Source organism: Actinoplanes sp. NPDC004185, assembly GCF_053603475.1.
In genome coordinates this window covers 132,136-149,311 of record NZ_JBSGFR010000002.1, presented here as the reverse complement: position 1 = coordinate 149,311, position 17,176 = coordinate 132,136, and the positions used below count along the sequence as shown (strand labels likewise).

The 17,176-nt window shown below is 69.7% G+C and carries 12 protein-coding genes and 1 pseudogene; all 13 read right to left on the bottom strand.

What is annotated here, in order from left to right:
* Positions 1-1,351 precede the first annotated feature (1,351 nt).
* The 13 genes and pseudogenes from nuoN to ACWEOZ_RS02760 all read right to left on the bottom strand — a co-directional run bounded on the left by nuoN (position 1,352) and on the right by ACWEOZ_RS02760 (position 17,171).
* Positions 1,352-2,884, bottom strand: a complete 1,533-nt coding sequence (gene nuoN / locus ACWEOZ_RS02820; RefSeq protein ID WP_451909049.1) for an NADH-quinone oxidoreductase subunit NuoN — start codon at positions 2,882-2,884, stop codon at positions 1,352-1,354.
* A gap of 2 nt (positions 2,885-2,886) precedes the next feature.
* Complete coding sequence (locus tag ACWEOZ_RS02815; RefSeq protein ID WP_451909048.1) at positions 2,887-4,425, bottom strand: NADH-quinone oxidoreductase subunit M; 1,539 nt, start codon at positions 4,423-4,425, stop codon at positions 2,887-2,889.
* The gene (gene nuoL / locus ACWEOZ_RS02810) at positions 4,422-6,347 is read right to left on the bottom strand and encodes an NADH-quinone oxidoreductase subunit L (RefSeq protein ID WP_451909047.1); all 1,926 of its coding nucleotides are present in this window, start codon (positions 6,345-6,347) and stop codon (positions 4,422-4,424) included. The genes ACWEOZ_RS02815 and nuoL overlap by 4 nt, the downstream gene beginning before the upstream one ends.
* 12 nt (positions 6,348-6,359) lie before the next feature.
* Positions 6,360-6,659, bottom strand: a complete 300-nt coding sequence (nuoK, locus tag ACWEOZ_RS02805; protein WP_203772979.1) for an NADH-quinone oxidoreductase subunit NuoK — start codon at positions 6,657-6,659, stop codon at positions 6,360-6,362.
* A complete protein-coding gene (locus tag ACWEOZ_RS02800; protein ID WP_451909046.1) occupies positions 6,656-7,432 on the bottom strand; it encodes an NADH-quinone oxidoreductase subunit J in 777 nt (258 codons plus the stop codon). The genes nuoK and ACWEOZ_RS02800 overlap by 4 nt, the downstream gene beginning before the upstream one ends.
* Positions 7,433-7,436: 4 nt before the next feature.
* Positions 7,437-8,085: pseudogene (nuoI, locus tag ACWEOZ_RS02795) on the bottom strand (NADH-quinone oxidoreductase subunit NuoI).
* Position 8,086: 1 nt separating this feature from the next.
* Positions 8,087-9,475 (bottom strand): NADH-quinone oxidoreductase subunit NuoH, encoded by a 1,389-nt coding sequence (gene nuoH / locus ACWEOZ_RS02790; RefSeq protein ID WP_451909045.1) that lies wholly within the window; start codon positions 9,473-9,475, stop codon positions 8,087-8,089.
* On the bottom strand, positions 9,472-11,946 hold the full coding sequence (locus ACWEOZ_RS02785) for an NADH-quinone oxidoreductase subunit G (RefSeq protein ID WP_451909044.1): 2,475 nt from the start codon (positions 11,944-11,946) through the stop codon (positions 9,472-9,474). Before ACWEOZ_RS02785 ends, nuoH begins: the two co-directional genes overlap by 4 nt.
* Entirely contained in the window at positions 11,946-13,262 is a 1,317-nt protein-coding gene (gene nuoF, locus ACWEOZ_RS02780; protein WP_451909043.1) for an NADH-quinone oxidoreductase subunit NuoF, read from the bottom strand. Before nuoF ends, ACWEOZ_RS02785 begins: the two co-directional genes overlap by 1 nt.
* A complete protein-coding gene (gene nuoE, locus ACWEOZ_RS02775) occupies positions 13,259-14,452 on the bottom strand; it encodes an NADH-quinone oxidoreductase subunit NuoE (protein WP_451909042.1) in 1,194 nt (397 codons plus the stop codon). The genes nuoF and nuoE overlap by 4 nt, the downstream gene beginning before the upstream one ends.
* The gene (locus ACWEOZ_RS02770) at positions 14,453-15,793 is read right to left on the bottom strand and encodes an NADH-quinone oxidoreductase subunit D (RefSeq protein ID WP_451909041.1); all 1,341 of its coding nucleotides are present in this window, start codon (positions 15,791-15,793) and stop codon (positions 14,453-14,455) included.
* A complete protein-coding gene (locus ACWEOZ_RS02765) occupies positions 15,790-16,503 on the bottom strand; it encodes an NADH-quinone oxidoreductase subunit C (protein WP_451909040.1) in 714 nt (237 codons plus the stop codon). Before ACWEOZ_RS02765 ends, ACWEOZ_RS02770 begins: the two co-directional genes overlap by 4 nt.
* A complete protein-coding gene (locus ACWEOZ_RS02760; protein ID WP_360817463.1) occupies positions 16,500-17,171 on the bottom strand; it encodes a NuoB/complex I 20 kDa subunit family protein in 672 nt (223 codons plus the stop codon). Before ACWEOZ_RS02760 ends, ACWEOZ_RS02765 begins: the two co-directional genes overlap by 4 nt.
* Positions 17,172-17,176 lie beyond the last annotated feature (5 nt).

Sequence of the window (17,176 nt, the reverse complement as noted above, 5' to 3'; positions counted from 1 at the left end):
CCATACGACCCCGACCCGGGCGGGCTCAGGGGTCCCACCAGCAAGATCAAAAAGAACCTGAGGGTACGGATCCGGAAAAGTCCCCTCCGCGCAGGCCAGGACGTAGGTGCCCACTCCCGCTGATCAGGCGGCTACCGGCCGGGTCGCCGCCCAGGGTGGGCGAAATCACCGCCCTCCGGCAAAGATGGCACACCGCCTGAGCCGCGGCCTGGCCGCTTGGGGAGCCGCCCGGCCTTGACGGCCGTGATGCGCGCGGTGCGGCCAGCCCACACATGCGGAAGGGGGCGCGGCTGCGCTTGTTGAAGCTCGGATTGCCTTGCTGGTCGCTATAGGGCGAGTTGGCGGGGCAGCAGCGCGGCCATTGTGGCGCAGCAGCCCAGCGGCAGCTGCCGGATGGCGAGGGCTGGCTGTATGGCGACCCGGGGCGGGAACGAGCGGGCACGCGGGACGCCCGAGCACGAGACGCCGCGGCGCGGCAGCGGCAGTCGGATGGCGAGGGCTGGCTGGCCGGGCCACGCGGGAGCGGGAACGAGCGGGCACGCGGGAGCGGGAACGAGCGGGCACGCGGCGCGGTGGCGGCTGCCGGATGGCGAGGGCTGGCTGTTCGGCCACGCAGGGCGGGAACGAGCGCGCACGCGGCACATGGAACGCGGCACGCGCGAGCCGCCGCGGCGCGGTGGCGGCTGCCGGATAGCGAGCGCTGGCCGCCCGGCCACGCAGGGCGGGAACGAGCGCGCACGCGGCACGCGCGAGCACGAGACGCCGCGGCGCGGTTGCGGCCGCCGGATGGCGAGGGCTGGCTGTCTGACCACGCGGGGCGGGGACTAGCTGCGCGCGAGCACGAGACGCAGCGGCGGAAGTGCGGCAGTTGGGCGCAACGCGGATCTGGGTCCGAGCGCATCCGGGCGGCCCGCCGCAGATGCTCGTGCGGGAGGCAAGCCCGCCCAACGGGGCGACTGTAAGTCGCCTTCTTCACGGCTCTCCCCGCGACGCCCCGCTGCATTCTGCATCCCCGCTTTCAGATCACGAACACCGCCGGCTACTCCCCCCGCACGGCCCCCGCAAGGGAGGTCGGCATCGCGAAGACCCACCAAGATCTGGCGACCGGCCCTCGGCCGCACCACCGGGGGTTTCTTGGAGCACGGACCTGGCAGGGTGGGGCCGCCCGTTCATGAGCCGCCAGGCGATTGGGTGGCCCCGCCCGGTCTCGGCGGGAGCGACGGTCAGGACCATGCAACCAGGCACGACATCAAGCTCTTGACCTTGAACTTGATCTTGAAATTGAGCCGCAGACAGCGAGCAGCCCCGGCCGGAACGAATCCGACCGGGGCTGCCACCGACGATTCCCTCGCTACCGGACGAATTGCGCCGCGTCGTTGGTCAGGTCGAGCAGCGGGGCCGGGATCACGCCGAGCGCCAGCGTCACGATCACGCCGATCACCAGCGCCGCCGAGGTCAGGAAGCCCGGGATCGACACCGTCGGGGTGCTTTCGCCCGGCTCGGACAGCCACATCATCACGATCACCCGCAGGTACGGGAAGGCCAGCACCATGCTCGTGATCACGCCGACGATGACGAGCCAGGTCTGGCCGCCTTCGATCGCTGCGCCGAAGACTGCGAACTTGCTCGTGAAGCCGCTGGTCAGCGGGATGCCGGCGAAGGCCAGCATGATGAACGAGAAGGCGCCCGCGTACAGCGGGTTGCGGCGGCCCAGGCCGGCCCAGCGGGACAGGTGGGTTGCTTCGCCGTCCGCGTCGCGCACCAGCGAGACGATGCCGAATGCCGCCAGCACCGAGAAGCCGTACGCCACCAGGTAGAACATCGTGCTGGACAGGCCCTCCTTGTTGAGCGCCAGGACGCCCACCAGCAGGTAGCCCGCGTTGGCGATCGACGAGTACGCCAGCAGCCGCTTCATGTCGGTCTGGGTCACCGCCAGGATCGCGCCCGTCAGCATCGTCAGGATCGCGATCGCGCCGAGGACCGGCTGGAAGTCCCAGCGGACCCCGTCGAAGGCGACGTAGAGGATGCGGAGCAGGGCCCCGAAGGCCGCGACCTTGGTGCAGGCCGCCATCAGCGCCGTGATCGGGGTGGGCGCGCCCTGGTACACGTCGGGCGTCCACACGTGGAACGGCGCCGCCGCGCTCTTGAACAGCAGGCCGATGGCCACCAGGGCGAGGCCGCCGAAGAGCAGCACCTCGTTGCGGACCGGGTCGGCGACCGCCGCGTGGATCGACGCCAGGTCGACCGCGCCGGCGAAGCCGTAGATCAGGGCCACGCCGAACAGGAAGAACGCCGACGCGTACGAGCCGAGCAGGAAGTACTTCAGGGCCGCTTCCTGGCTGAGCAGGCGACGACGCCGCGCCAGCGCGCACAGCAGGTAGAGCGGCAGGGACAGGACCTCGAGCGCGACGAACATCGTCAGCAGGTCGTTCGCTGCCACGAACAGCAGCATGCCGCCCAGCGAGAAGATCGTCAGCGGGTAGACCTCGGTGCTGCCCGGGTCGCTGCCCGCCTGCCGCAGGTCCTTCTCGGAACCGACCGTGAGCGCCGCCTGCGACACGAACGCGCCGCCGTTCTCGACCGCTCGCTCACCGATCAGCAGCAGCGACACGACGCCGAGCAGCAGGATGCTGCCCTGCAGGAACAGTGTCGGACCGTCGATCGCCACCGCGCCACCGATGGTGACGGTGCGGGTGTTCCGGACGAGGATCACCGCGACGAGCGCGGCGACCAGCGACGCCAGGGCGAGGGTCAGCTGGACCCCGTTGCGCCGGCCGCGCGGCAGCACCGCTTCGAGCAGGATGCCGAGGCAGGCCGCTCCGAAGAGGATCAGCATCGGCGCCAGGGCGCCGTAGTTGATCGCGGGTAGTTGGAGGTCGTCCATGGCTACGGCGCCACCTTTCCGTTTGCGACCGCCGTCGGCGCCGGGTCGGTCGTGCCCACGTCCTGCATGGTGGCCTCGACCGCCGGGTTGATCACATCGGTGACCGGCTTCGGGTAGAAGCCGAGAATCAGCAGCAGCAGGATCAGCGGCGCGACCACGATCTTCTCGCGGAGGCTGATGTCCTTGTGCATCGCCGGGACCGCGACCAGCATCGGGTTGAGCGTGCCCTGCGTGGTGCGCTGCACCATCCACAGCACGTACGCGGCGGCGAGGATGATGCCCACGGTGGCGATCACCGCGTACACCTTGTGCACCGTGAAGGTGCCGATCAGCACCAGGAACTCGCTGACGAACGGCGCCGTGCCGGGCAGGGCCAGCGAGGCCAGACCGGCGAAGAACAGCACACCGGCCAGCACCGGGACCAGCTTGCCGGCCCCGCCGAAGTCGCTCACCAGGGCCGAGCCGCGGCGGGCCACGAACATGCCGACCACCAGGAACAGCAGGCCGGTGGCCAGGCCGTGGTTGACCATGTACAGCACCGAGCCGGTGCCGGCCTGGGTGGTGAAGGCGAAGATGCCGATGCCGATGAAGCCGAAGTGGGCGATCGACGTGTACGACACCAGCCGCTTCAGATCATGCTGGCCGACCGCGAGCAGGGCGGCGTAGATGATCCCGATGACGCCGAGGACCAGCGCCGCCGGGGCGAACCAGCGTGACGCCTCCGGGAACAGCGAGAGGCAGTAGCGCAGGATGCCGAACGTGCCGACCTTGTCCATGACACCGACCAGCAGCGCGGCGGCGGGCGCCGGAGCGGCGACACCGGCGTCGGGCAGCCAGGTGTGGAACGGGAAGAACGGCGCCTTGACCGCGAACGCGATGAAGAAGCCCAGGAACAGCCAGCGGGCGGTGTTGGTGTCGAACGCCGCCGAGACGTCGCTCAGCTTCTGCCAGTCGAACGTGTGCCCGCCGACGACCCACAGGCCGATCACGGCGGCCAGCATGAACAGACCGCCGACCAGCGAGTACAGGAAGAACTTGACCGCCGCGTACTGCCGCCGGGCACCGCCGAACGAACCGATGATGAAGTACATCGGCACGAGCATGACCTCGAAGAACACGTAGAACAGGAACACGTCGGCGGCCGCGAAGACGCCGATCATCGTGCACTCGAGCGCCAGCAGCAGCGCGAAGTAGACCGGCACCGACCGCTGGGTCTCGTCGATGTCGTTCCACGAGGCCAGGATGATGATCGGCACCAGGATCGCGATCAGCATCAGCATCACCAGTGCGATGCCGTCGGCCGCGAACGTGAAGCGCGCGTCCCAGGTGGGGATCCACTGGTAGGACTCGCGGAACTGGAACCGGTCGCCGCCCGCCTCGAACACGATCCACATGACGATGCTCAGCGCGAGCACCGCCAGCGACCAGCCCAGGGCGATCGTCTTGGCCAGTTGGCCCCTGGTCTTCGGGATGAAGGCCACCACCGCCGCCCCCACCAGGGGGAAGAGCGTCAGGATGGACAGGAACGGAAAGTCGGTCACGCCAACCATCCCAACTGGATTGCGAGGAAGGCACCGACGACCAGGACTACGCCGGTGAGCATGGACAACGCGTACGAGCGGACGAAACCGGTCTGCAGCCGGCGCAGGCGACCCGAGCTGCCGCCGACAGCGGCCGCGAGGCCGTTGACCGCACCGTCGATGCCCTTGTTGTCGAGGAAGACCAGCGCGCGGGTCAGGTAGATGCCGGGCCGCTCGAAGACCGCCTCGTTGAAGGCGTCGGTGTAGAGGTTGCGGCGGGCCGCGGTGACGAGCACGCCGGCCGGCTGCTCCTCCTTGGCCGTGCCGTTGCGGAACAGCGCCCAGGCCAGACCCGCACCCAGCACCGTGACGACCAGCGACAGCACCGTGATCAGCGCGTGCGGGATGACCGCCTCGTGCTCCACGGCCTCGGCGCCGAAGGTCGGCTCCAGCCAGTCCGGCACGCTGCTGGCCATCAGGAAGCCGGCCCCGATCGAGCCCAGGGCCAGCAGCATCAGCGGCACGGTCATGATGAGCGGCGACTCGTGCGGATGCTTGTTGTCCTCGGTGTACCGCTCCGGGCCGTGGAAGGTCAGCACGAACAGGCGCGTCATGTAGAACGCGGTCAGGCCCGCGCCGATCAGGGCGGCCATGCCGTACAGCCAGGAGGTCCAGTCGCCGCGCTCGAAGGCCGCCGCGATGATCGGCTCCTTGGAGAAGTAGCCGGACAGCGGCGGGATGCCGATGATGGCGAGCCAGCCCATCATGAACGTCAGCCAGGTCCACTTCATGTACTTGTGCAGGCCACCGAAGCGCCGGATGTCGACCTGGTCGTGCATACCGTGCATGACCGAGCCGGCGCCGAGGAACATGTTGGCCTTGAAGAAGCCGTGCGCGAGCAGGTGGATGATCGCCAGGGCGTACGCCCCGCCGCCCAGCCCGACGCCCAGGAACATGTAGCCGATCTGGCTGACCGTGGACCAGGCCAGGACGCGCTTGATGTCGTCCTTGGCCGCGCCGATGATGCAGCCCATCAGCAGGGTGAGCGCACCGACGCTGACCACGATCGTCTGCAGCGTGGTGTTCGCCGAGAAGATCGGGTTGGACCGGGCGATCAAGTAGACGCCGGCGGTGACCATCGTCGCCGCGTGGATCAGGGCCGAGACCGGGGTCGGGCCCTCCATCGCGTCGGGGAGCCAGGCCTGCAGCGGGAACTGGCCGGACTTACCGGCCGCGCCGAGCAGCAGCAGGATGCCCAGCACCAGGATGGTGGCGCCGGACAGCGCGCCGACGCCGGTGAAGACCTCGTCGTACTGGGTGGTGCCCAGCGTGGCGAACAGCAGGAAGATGCCGATGGCCAGGCCGGCGTCGCCGACCCGGTTCATCAGGAAGGCCTTCTTGCCGGCGGTGGCCGCCGACGGCCGGGTGTACCAGAACGAGATCAGCAGGTACGACGCCAGACCGACGCCCTCCCAGCCGAAGTAGAGCATCACGTAGTTGTTGCCCAGGACCAGCAGCAGCATCGCGGCGACGAAGAGGTTGAAGTAGGCGAAGAACTTCCGCCGCCCCTCGTCGTGCTCCATGTAACCCACCGCGTAGAGGTGGATGAGCGAGCCGACCCCGGTGATCAGCAGGACGAAGACACCGGACAGCGGGTCGAAGAGCAACCCGAAGTCGACGTGCAGCCGGCCGACCGCGATAAAGTCCCACAGGCTCTGCTCGGCCGAGCGCGCATCCGCCTTCAGTCCGGCGAGCTGGAAGAACATGAGCAGGCCCAGCACGAAGGTCGAGGCGACCGCCAGCACGCCGAGCCAGTGCCCCCACTTGTCAGCCCTTTTGCCCAGCAACAGCAGGACCGTGGCGCTGGCGAGCGGGATGGCCACCAGCAGCCAGATTCCGCTCAGCAGCCCCGTCGCGTGGGCATACTCCACTGTCTGTTCCACGTGAAGGCCCCTTTAGTACTTGAGGAGGTTGGCGTCGTCGACGCTGGCCGAGCGCCGCGTCCGGAAGATCGACATGATGATGGCCAGCCCGATGACGACCTCGGCCGCCGCGACCACCATCACGAAGAACGAGATGATCTGGCCGTCGAGCGTGCCGTTGATCCGGCTGAAGGTCACCAGCGCGAGGTTCGCGGCGTTCAGCATCAGCTCGATGCACATGAACAGCACGATCGCGTTGCGGCGGACCAGCACACCGGCGGCACCGATGGTGAAGAGGATCGCCGCCAGCACGAGGTAGTAGTCGGGAGTCACTTCTCTGTCCCCTTCGGTGCGATCTCCTCGGCGGTCAGCTCACGCACCGGGAGGATCGCCGAGATGCTGCGCTCGGAGCCGTTGCCGTCCGGCAGGCGGGCCGGCGCAGCAACCGACATGGTGTTCGCGTAGACGCCCGGGCCGGCCTTCGCGCCCGGGTACGAGCCCGGCCGGAAGCGCGCCTTCATGCGCGTGACCTGGTCGGCGATGTCGCCCCTGGCCCGCTCGACGTGCGCGAGCACCATGGCACCGACCGCTGCGGTGATCAGCAGCGCGGAGGTGACCTCGAAGGCGAAGACGTACTTGGTGAACAGCAGGCGCGCGATGCCCTGCACGTTGCCGCCGGAGGCGCTGTTCGCCTCGGCCAGGCCGACGACCTCGGTGCCGGCCAGCGAGCGGGCCAGCCCGGTCGCGACGAGCACCCCGAACGCGACGCCGAGCAGGATGGCCGCGATGCGCTGCCCCCGCAGGGTCTCGATCAGGGAGTCGGAGGCGTCCCGGCCGACCAGCATCAGCACGAACAGGAACAGCATCATGATCGCGCCGGTGTAGACGATGATCTGCACCGCGCCCAGGAACGGCGCCTGGTTGATCACGTAGATGAAGCCCAGGCAGAGCATCGTGACGACCAGCCAGAGGGCCGAGTGCACCGCGTTGCGCGCGATGACCATGCCCAGGCCGCCGATGACGGCCAGCGAGCCGAGGATCCAGAAGCCCCAGGCCTCACCGGTGGAAACCTGGCCGGCTGCCGCGGCTGCGTACTGGATCATCATCCCTTCACCTCCGCGGGCTGGTCTCCGGCGTCCTTGCGGCGGGAAGTGCCGGCTGTCTCCGGTCGGCTGCCGGCCTGGCCGACGGTCGCCGCGTCGTCGGTGCCCGCGTCGGACCACGGCGCCCGCTCGGCGCCGGCCGACGTGCCCGGGTTGGTCAGCGCACCGAGGTAGTAGTCCTTGTCGGTGTCGCCGAGCCGCATCGGGTGCGGCGGCTGCTCCATGCCGGGCAGCAGCGGCGCCAGGAGCTCCTTCTTGGTGAAGATGAGGTCCTGGCGGCTGTCCCGGGCCAGCTCGTACTCGTTGCTCATGGTCAGCGAACGGGTCGGGCAGGCCTCGATGCACAGTCCGCAGAAGATGCAGCGGGCGTAGTTGATCTGGTAGATGCTGGCGTACCGCTCACCGGGCGAGAAGCGCTGCTCGTCGGTGTTGTCGCCACCCTCGACGTAGATCGCGTCCGCCGGGCAGGCCCAGGCGCACAGCTCGCAGCCGATGCACTTCTCCAGGCCGTCCGGGTGCCGGTTGAGAATGTGCCGCCCGTGGTAGCGCGGCGCCGGCGTCGGCGGTGTGAACGGGTAGTCGGTGGTGATGACCTTGCGGAACATGTGCGCGAAGGTCACCCCGAAGCCCTTGAACGAGCCGGTGAACGTTCCCACGTCACACCTCCTTGTCTGACGTGTCGTCCGGGGTGGGCGTGGTGCCGCCGACCGTGGCCGGCTGCCGTTCGGCGACCGCCCGGCGGGCTCGTGGGCTGGGTGGCACCTGGAGGTCCATCGGCGGGACCGGGAAGCTGCCCGGGGGCCGGGCGGCCAGCTGTTCCTCGATGGAGAACTCGCGGGGCTTCTTGCTGGCCGGCCAGAGCAGCGCGATGCCGAGCACCACCACCGCCGCGGCCAGGTAGACGAGCCAGCGGGCGCCGCCGTCGATCCGGTCGTTGGTCACCCGGACGCCGGCCAGGAACAGGATCCAGACCAGGTTGACCGGGATGAGGACCTTCCAGCCGAAGCGCATGAACTGGTCGTAGCGCATCCGGGGCAGGGTGGCCCGCAGCCAGATGAAGCCGAAGAGCAGCAGCAGCACCTTGCCGAGCCACCAGATCAGCGGGAACCAGCCCGAGTTGGCGCCCTCCCACCAGCTGATCGGCCACGGGGCCCGCCAGCCGCCGAGGAACAGCGTGGTGGCGAACGCCGAGACGGTGATCATGTTGATGTACTCGGCCAGGAAGAACAGCGCGAACTTGAACGACGAGTACTCGGTGTGGAAGCCGCCGACCAGCTCGGACTCCGCCTCGGGCAGGTCGAACGGGGCGCGGTTGGTCTCGCCGACCGCCGCGATGCAGTAGATGACGAAGCTGGGCAGCAGCAGGACCGCGTACCAGCTCGGCGCGGTCGGGCTCCAGCCGAAGATGTCGAACGCCGTGGTGGGGTTGTTACCCGCCTGGGCGGCGACGATCTGCGAGGTGCTCATGGTGCCCGCGGTCATGAAGACCGCCACGATGCTCAGGCCCATCGCGACCTCGTACGAGATCATCTGCGCACTCGACCGCAGCCCGCCCAGCAGCGGATAGGTCGAACCGGACGCCCAGCCGGCCAGCACCACGCCGTAGACGGCCATCGACGAGCAGGCCAGCAGCACCAGCACGGAGACCGGTACGTCGGTGAGCTGCAGCGCCGTCTTGTGGCCGAGGATCGACACGACCGGCCCGAAAGGGATCACCGAGAACGCGGTGAACGCCACCGTCGCCGAGATCACCGGGGCGATGAAGTACACCACCTTGTCGGCGGTCTTCGGGATGATCTCCTCCTTGAACGGCAGCTTGACGCCGTCCGTGAGGCTCTGCAGCCAGCCCTTGGGCCCGACCTGGTTGGGGCCCGGCCGGACCGCCATCCGGGCCACGACCTTGCGCTCGTAGTTGATCGTGAACAGCGTCAGCAGCAGCAGGATGACGAAGACACCCAGCAGCTTGATCAGGACGATCCACCAGACGTCGTTCTCGAACGTCGCCAGCGTCGGGTCCTGAGCCTTCGCAACAATCAGCGAATTCATGCGATTGCCCCCTGAGCGAGGATCGGGCCGGGCTTACCGGCGCTGAGCCGGACCACCGCACCCGAGGTGACGCCGAGGCTGCGACGCAGCGTCGAGCCCGGCGAGTTGGTGGGCAGCCATACCACCTGCGGGGGCAGGTCGGTGATCGCCGCCGGCAGAGTGATCGCACCACGATCGGTGCCGACCGTGACCGCATCGCCGTCGGCCACCCCGAGCGCCTCGGCCAGACCCTTGCCCAGCCGGACCACCGGGGTGCGGGCCGTGCCGGCCAGCACCTCGTCGCCGTCGAGCATCGAGCCGAGGTCGATCAGGTGGTGCCAGGACGCGAGGACCGCTTCCTGGGCACCGAGCTGCGGCAGCGCGGCAGCGGCGACGGCCGGCACTGCCGGACGGTCGGCGCGGCTCGCGGGCATGCTGCCCAGCTCGCGGCGGATGGCGGCCACGTCGCCGGTGGCCAGCGTGACGTCCATGAGAGCCGCGATGGCCTCCAGCACCCGGCCGTCGGTCATCGCCGTGGTGTTGAGCACGGCGTCGAACGTCCGCAGCCGGCCCTCCCAGTCCATGAAAGTGCCGGGCTTCTCGGCAGCCGGTGCGATCGGCAGCACGACGTCGGCGCGGCGGGTGACCGCGCTCTGCCGCAGCTCCAGGCTGACCAGGAACGGCACCGCGTCGAGGGCCTGGTCGGCGAGCCGCGGGTCGGCCAGGTCGGCCGGGTCCACGCCGGCCACCAGCAGGGCGCCCAGGGTGCCGTCCGCGGCGGCCGCGACGATCGCGTCCGTGTCGCGGCCGAGCGTGCCGGGCAGCGCGCCGGCCTCGACGTCCCAGGCCGCGGCGAGCTCGGCCCGCGCACCCGCGTCGGTGACCGGACGGCCGCCGGGCAGGAGGTTGGGCAGGCAACCCGCGTCCACCGCGCCGCGGTCGCCCGCGCGCCGCGGCACCCAGGCGAGCCGGGCACCGGTGCGGGCGGCCAGCGCGGCGGCGGCCGAGAGGCCACCGGGCACGCTCGCGAGCCGCTCGCCGACGATCAGCAGAGCGCCGGGCACGGCGAGCGCGGCACTCACGGCCGCGTCGGTGCCGAGCAGCCGGGCCTCGTCACCGGGCACGGCCGCGACCAGCGTCGCGCCGAGCTTCTCAAAACCCCGGCTGAGGTACGGCGCCACGGCCGTGACCTTGAGCTTCTTCTTCCCGTGGCCCTTGCGCAGGCGCAGGAAGAGGATCGGGCACTCCTCCTCGGGCTCGAGGCCGACGATGACCGCGGCGGGCGCGTTCTCGACGTCCTCGTAGGTGACGTCCGTGACGCCCGCGACGGACGAGGCCAGGAAGTCCGACTCTTCGGTCGACAGCGGGCGGGCCCGGAAGTCGATGTCGTTGGTGCCGAGGGCGACCCGGGCGAACTTCGCGTACGCGTACGCGTCCTCGACCGTGAGGCGGCCACCGGTCAGCACGCCGACGCCGCGGCCCTTCGCAGCCTGCAGCCCCTCGGCGGCAGCCAGCAGCGCCTCACTCCACGAGGCCTCACGCAGCTGGCCGGTCTTGGCGTCGCGCAGCATCGGGGTGGTGATGCGGTCGTAGCCGGTGGTGTAACGGAAGCCCCACCGGCCCTTGTCGCAGTTCCACTCCTCGTTGACCGCCGGGTCGTCGCCGGCCAGGCGCCGCAGCACCTTGCCCCGGCGGTGGTCGGCCCGCATCGAGCAGCCGGCGGCGCAGTGCTCGCAGGCGGTCGGCGAGGAGACCAGGTCGAACGGGCGGGCCCGGAACCTGTACTGCTCGCCGGTCAGCGCGCCGACCGGGCAGATCTGGATGGTGTTGCCGGAGAAGTACGAGTTGAAGGCGACGTCGCCCTCGCCCTCGCCGACCTGACCGTCACCGGTGCCCTCGCCGCCGAAGAAGTCGTCGCGGTAGACGTTGATCTGCTCACCGGACGAGCGGTCCATCAGGTCGATGAACTTGTCCCCGGCGATCTCCTCGGAGAAGCGGGTGCAGCGCTGGCACAGGATGCAGCGCTCCCGGTCCAGCAGCACCTGGCTGGAGATGTGGATCGGCTTCTCGTACTCGCGCTTGTGCTCGTGGAAGCGCGAGTCGACGCGGCCGTTCGACATCGCCTGGTTCTGCAGCGGGCACTCGCCGCCCTTGTCGCAGGTCGGGCAGTCGAGCGGGTGGTTGGCCAGCAGCAGCTCCATCACGCCGCCCTGGGCCTTGGCGGCGACCGGGGAGCTGAGCTGGGTCTTGACCACCATGCCCTCGGCCACCGTCTGGGTGCAGGAGGCGACCGGCTTGCGCTGGCCCTCCACCTCGACCAGACACTGACGGCAGGCGCCGGCCGGGGCCAGCAGCGGGTGGTCGCAGAACCGCGGGATCGCGATGCCCATCCGCTCGGCGACCCGGATGACCAGCTCGCCCTTGGCGGCCGTCACCTCCACGCCGTCGATGGTCAGCGAGACCTCGTCGGTCTTCTTGGCGACATCGGTCATCAGTGCGCTCCTACCAGGGCCTTCTCGGACAGCCGCGGAGCGGTCCGGCCCTCGATGCAGTCCAGGTAGTCCTGGCGGAAGAACTTCAGCGTCGACATGACCGGCGTCGCGGCGCCGTCCCCGAGACCGCAGAACGAGCGGCCGAAGATGTTGTCGGCGGTGTCCTGGAGGGTGTCCAGGTCCTGGTGGGTGCCCTGACCGGAGAGGATCCGGCGGTACGTGCGGACCATCCAGTAGTTGCCCTCGCGGCACGGGGTGCACTTGCCGCAGGACTCGTGGTGGTAGAACTCCAGCCAGCGCCAGGTCGCGTACACCGGGCAGTCCTGGTCGGAGAAGATCTGCATCGCCGTGGTGCCCAGGATCGAGCCCGCCGCGGCCACTCCCTCGAAGTCCATCGGGGTGTCGATGTGCTCGGCCGTCAGCAGCGGCGTCGAGGAGCCACCCGGCGTCCAGAACTTCAGGTTGTGGCCGGGCTTCATGCCGCCGGCCAGCTCGATCAGCTCGCGCAGGGTGATGCCCAGGCCGCACTCGTACTGGCCCGGGTTGGCGATCCGGCCGGAGAGCGAGTAGATCATCGGGCCGGACGACTTCTCCGTGCCCATGCTCTTCCACCAGTCCGCGCCGCCCAGCACGATGTACGGCACCGACGCGATGGTGCCGACGTTGTTGACCACCGTCGGGCTCGCGTACAGGCCGGCGACCGCGGGGAACGGCGGGCGGAGCCGGGGCTGGCCGCGGAAGCCCTCGAGCGAGTCCAGCAGCGCTGTCTCCTCGCCGCAGATGTACGCGCCCGCGCCGCTGTGCACGACGAGGTCCAGGTCGAACCCGGAGCCGAGGATGTTCTCGCCGAGGTAGCCCCGGGCGTACGCCTCCTTGACCGCGTTGCGCAGCCGGCGGGTGGCGTGCACGGCCTCGCCGCGGATGTAGATGAACGCCCGGCTGGCCCGGATCGCGTAGGCCGCGATGATCGCGCCCTCCACGAGCGAGTGCGGGTCGTACGTCATCAGCGGCAGGTCCTTGCAGGTGCCGGGCTCGCCCTCGTCGGCGTTGATGACGAGGTAGTGCGGCTTGCCGTCGCCCTGCGGGATGAAGCCCCACTTGAGACCGGTCGGGAAGCCGGCCCCGCCGCGGCCGCGCAGGCCGGAGTCCTTGATGAGCTGGATCAGGTCGTCGGGGTGGACGTCCAGCGCCTTGCGGACGGCGGCGTAACCGTCGAGCCGCTCGTAGGTGTCGATCTGCCAGGCGTCGGGCGACAGCCAGCGCTTGGTGAGGACGGGGGTGAGCTTCTGAAGAACCTCACGCCGGGGCTGAGTCACTTCTTCTCCTCGTTGCCGCGCGGAGCGTTCTGCCAGCCGGGGTTGTCGTTCGTGGTGGCCGGCTGCTTCTGAGCGGCTGCGCTCTCCTGCACGATGCTTTCGCCGCGCTCGGTGTCGCCGGCCGGCTTGCCGTCGCCGGCGACCTCGTTCTTGGCCGCACCGGCCGCCTCGGCCGCGTTGGTGGGCGCCGGCGTCTGGTTCGGCAGCCCGGCGCTGGTCGCGTCCGGGGCCGGGGTGTCGCCGGTGGGGTTGCGCGCTTCGGCGGCCCGGGTCTCCGGGTCCTTGTCGTCGCCGGCCTTGACCGGGGCACCGGCCTTGCGGTGCTCGACCTTGTCGACCACCGTGGCCGCCGCGGCCTTGACCTTGGAGGCCACGTTGGCGATGAGGCCGCCGTGCTTCTCCTCGGCCGGCTTGGCCGCGGAGACCGGGCCGGGGTCCTTGACGGCCTTGGCGGACTCGTCGCGGGCCGGCTTGGTGGTGGTGATCGGGGTGTCGATGTTGAAGTTCGCCACCGCGACGCCGTGCTCCTGGGCCAGGGTCACGCCGCGCAGCGTGGGCGCCCCGGCCGGACCGTCGGCGACCGCGCCCTCGCGCTCGTCGGCGAAACCGGCCAGCTGGAACTGCATCTCCTTGAGCGAGCAGATGCGCGCGCCGCGGGACGGCATCGGCCGCTCCCCCTGGCGCAGCTGCTCGACCAGCTCGACCGCCGCCTGCGGGGTGCTGTTGTCCACCGCGAAGTCGTAGTTGACCGTCACGACCGGCGCGTAGTCGCAGGCCGCGAGGCACTCGGCGTGCTCCAGGGTGATCTTGCCGTCGGCCGTGGTCTGGTCGTGGCCGACCCCGAGGTGCTCGACCAGGCCGTCGTAGATCTCCTGGCCGCCGAGCACGTTGCACAGCGTGTTGGTGCAGACGCTGACCAGGTATTCGCCGGTCGGCTTGCGCTTGTACATGGTGTAGAAGGTCGCCACCGCGCCGACCTGGGCCTTGTTGATGCCCAGGATCTCGGCGCAGAACGCGACGCCGTTGGGGCTGACGAAGCCCTCCTCGGTCTGCACCAGGTGCAGCAGCGGGAGCAGCGCCGAACGCTCACGACCCGCCGGGTAGCGCGCGAGGATCTCGCGCGCCGGCTCCAGGAGCTTCTCGGCCAGCGGCGCTGCGGCCGGGGAGAAGTCCACAGTCACATCGGACATTTAGCGGTCACACCCACCCATCACGGGGTCCAGGGAGGCGCCGCCGGCAATCACGTCGGCCAGCAGCGCACCCTCGGCCATCGCGGGGATGGCCTGGAGATTCACGAAGCTCGGGTCGCGGTAGTGCACCCGGTACGGGTGGGTGCCACCGTCGGAGACGGCGTGCACACCCAACTCACCGCGCGGGTGCTCGATGCCGACGTAGACCTGGCCGGGCGGCACCCGGAAGCCTTCGGTCACGAGCTTGAAGTGGTGGATCAGCGACTCCATCGACTGACCCATGATCTTGGCGACGTGCTCGAGCGAGTTGCCCATGCCGTCGACGCCCACGGCCAGCTGGGCCGGCCAGGCGATCTTCTTGTCCGCGATCATCACCGGGCCGGGCTTGAGCCGGTCCAGCGCCTGCTCGACGATCTTCAGCGACTCCCGGATCTCCGCCATCCGGACCAGGTAGCGGCCCCAGACGTCGGCGGTGGTCGCGGTCGGCACGTCGAACTCGTAGTTCTCGTAACCGCAGTACGGCATGGTCTTGCGCAGGTCCCAGGCCAGGCCGGCCGAGCGCAGCACCGGGCCGGTGATGCCCAGCGACAGGCAGCCCGTCACGTCGAGGACGGCGACGCCCTGGGTGCGCTCCTGCCAGATGACCTGGCCGGAGAGCATGGCCTCGTATTCCTTGAGCTTCTTGGGCAGGTAGACGAGCAGGTCCCGGATCTTGCGGATCGCCGAGTCCGGCACGTCCTGCGCGACCCCGCCCGGGCGGATGTACGCGTGGTTCATCCGCAGGCCGGAGGTCTCCTCGAAGATGTCGAGGATGTACTCACGCTCGCGGAAGCCGTACAGCATCATCGAGATCGCGCCGAGCTCCATGCCCGTGGTGGCGATCCAGACCAGGTGCGAGGAGATCCGGTTGAGCTCCATGAAGAGCACCCGGATGGTGTTCGCCCGCTCGGTGATCTCGTCGGTGATGCCGAGCAGCTTCTCCACCGCGAGGCAGTAGCCGGTCTCGTTGAACAGCGGCGCCAGGTAGTCCATCCGGGTCACGAAGGTCGTGCCCTGGGTCCAGTTGCGGTACTCGAGGTTCTTCTCGATGCCGGTGTGCAGGTAACCGACGACCGGGCGGACCTGGGTGACGGTCTCGCCCTCGAGCTCCAGCACCAGCCGCAGCACGCCGTGCGTCGACGGGTGCTGCGGGCCCATGTTGACGACGATCTTCTCGTTGCTGAGCGGATCGATGCCACCGGTGATGGTGTCCCAGTCGCCACCGGTGACGTTGAAGACCCGGCCCTCGGTGGTCTCGCGCTCGGTGGCGTACCCGGCTCCGCTGGTCGTCTGGCTTGTCATTGGTAGACCCTCCGCTGGTCCGGCGGCGGAATTTCGGCGCCCTTGTACTCGACGGGCACGCCGCCGAGCGGATAGTCCTTGCGCTGCGGGTGGCCTTCCCAGTCATCCGGCATCAGGATCCGGGTGAGGTTGGGGTGGCCGTCGAAGACGACGCCGAACATGTCGTAGACCTCGCGCTCCTGCCAGTCGGCAGTGGGGTACACGCTGGTCACGCTCGGCAGGCTGACGCCCTCCGCCACGGCCGCCTCCAGGCGGACCCGGCGGCGGTACGTCATGGAGGTGAGCTGGTAGGAGACGTGGAAGCGGCGGTTGTCGCTGCCCAGGTAGTCGACCGCGTCCACCGAGGAGCACAGCTCGAAGCGCAGCGACTCGTCGTCGCGCATGATCTGGCAGACCTCGGCGATCCGCTCGGCCTTGATGTGCAGGGTCAGCTCGCCGCGGTCGACGACGACCTTCTCGATCGCGTCGGCGAAGCCCGGGTAGGCCTCCTCCAGCGCGTCGTGCACCTCGTCGAAGTAGCCGCCGAACGGGCGCGGGGTGTCGGCCGTGGTCGGTCGCCGGCGGGCCAGGCCACCGAAGCCGGACACGTCGCCGGTGCCCTTGACGCCGAACATGCCCTTGTCGGGGCTCGGCGGCGTCTGGGCCGGAGCGTCGAGGTCGGCGCCGACCGGCTGAGTGGCGGGTACGCCGCCGTCGGACTCGTTGGTCACTTGCCACCCTCCCGAAGGTGCGGTTGCAGCTTCATCCAGTTCTCGATGCGCAACTGCTCCTCGCGGCCTTCCTTGACGGCCTGCGTCCACTCGGCGCGACGGACCTTGTCGACCCGGTACGACGACGGCATGGCGCCCGGGGCGACGATCGGCAGCTTGCCCTCGGCCCGGCGGGCCTCGAGCATCTTGCGGCCGTTCGGGCCGAGCGGGGCGGCCATGACCTTCTCGCGCATCTTGAGGATCGCGTCGATCAGCATCTCCGGCCGCGGCGGGCAGCCGGGCAGGTAGATGTCGACCGGGACGATGTGGTCCACGCCCTGCACGATGGCGTAGTTGTTGAACATGCCGCCGGACGAGGCGCACACGCCCATCGAGATGACCGAGCGCGGCTCGGGCATCTGGTCGTAGATCTGGCGCACGACGGGGGCCATCTTCTGGCTCACCCGGCCGGCCACGATCATCAGGTCGGCCTGCCGCGGCGAGGCCCGGAAGACCTCCATGCCCCAGCGGCCGAGGTCGTAGTGCGGTCCGCCGGCGGCCATCATCTCGATGGCGCAGCAGGCGAGGCCGAAGGTGGCGCCCCAGAACGACGACTTGCGGGCCCAGTTGGAGAGCTTCTCCACCGAGGTCAGCAGAATGCCGCTGGGCAGCTTCTCTTCGATTCCCATGTCAA

Excerpts from the sequence above, each read along its gene's own strand:
- nuoN (WP_451909049.1), bottom strand. The coding sequence starts at position 2,884 with ATGGACGACCTCCAACTACCCGCGATCAACTACGGCGCCCTGGCGCCG.
- ACWEOZ_RS02800 (WP_451909046.1), bottom strand. The coding sequence starts at position 7,432 with ATGATGATCCAGTACGCAGCCGCGGCAGCCGGCCAGGTTTCCACCGGT.
- nuoH (WP_451909045.1), bottom strand. The coding sequence starts at position 9,475 with ATGAATTCGCTGATTGTTGCGAAGGCTCAGGACCCGACGCTGGCGACG.
- ACWEOZ_RS02785 (WP_451909044.1), bottom strand. The coding sequence starts at position 11,946 with ATGACCGATGTCGCCAAGAAGACCGACGAGGTCTCGCTGACCATCGAC.
- nuoE (WP_451909042.1), bottom strand. The coding sequence starts at position 14,452 with ATGTCCGATGTGACTGTGGACTTCTCCCCGGCCGCAGCGCCGCTGGCC.
- ACWEOZ_RS02770 (WP_451909041.1), bottom strand. The coding sequence starts at position 15,793 with ATGACAAGCCAGACGACCAGCGGAGCCGGGTACGCCACCGAGCGCGAG.
- ACWEOZ_RS02760 (WP_360817463.1), bottom strand. The coding sequence starts at position 17,171 with ATGGGAATCGAAGAGAAGCTGCCCAGCGGCATTCTGCTGACCTCGGTG.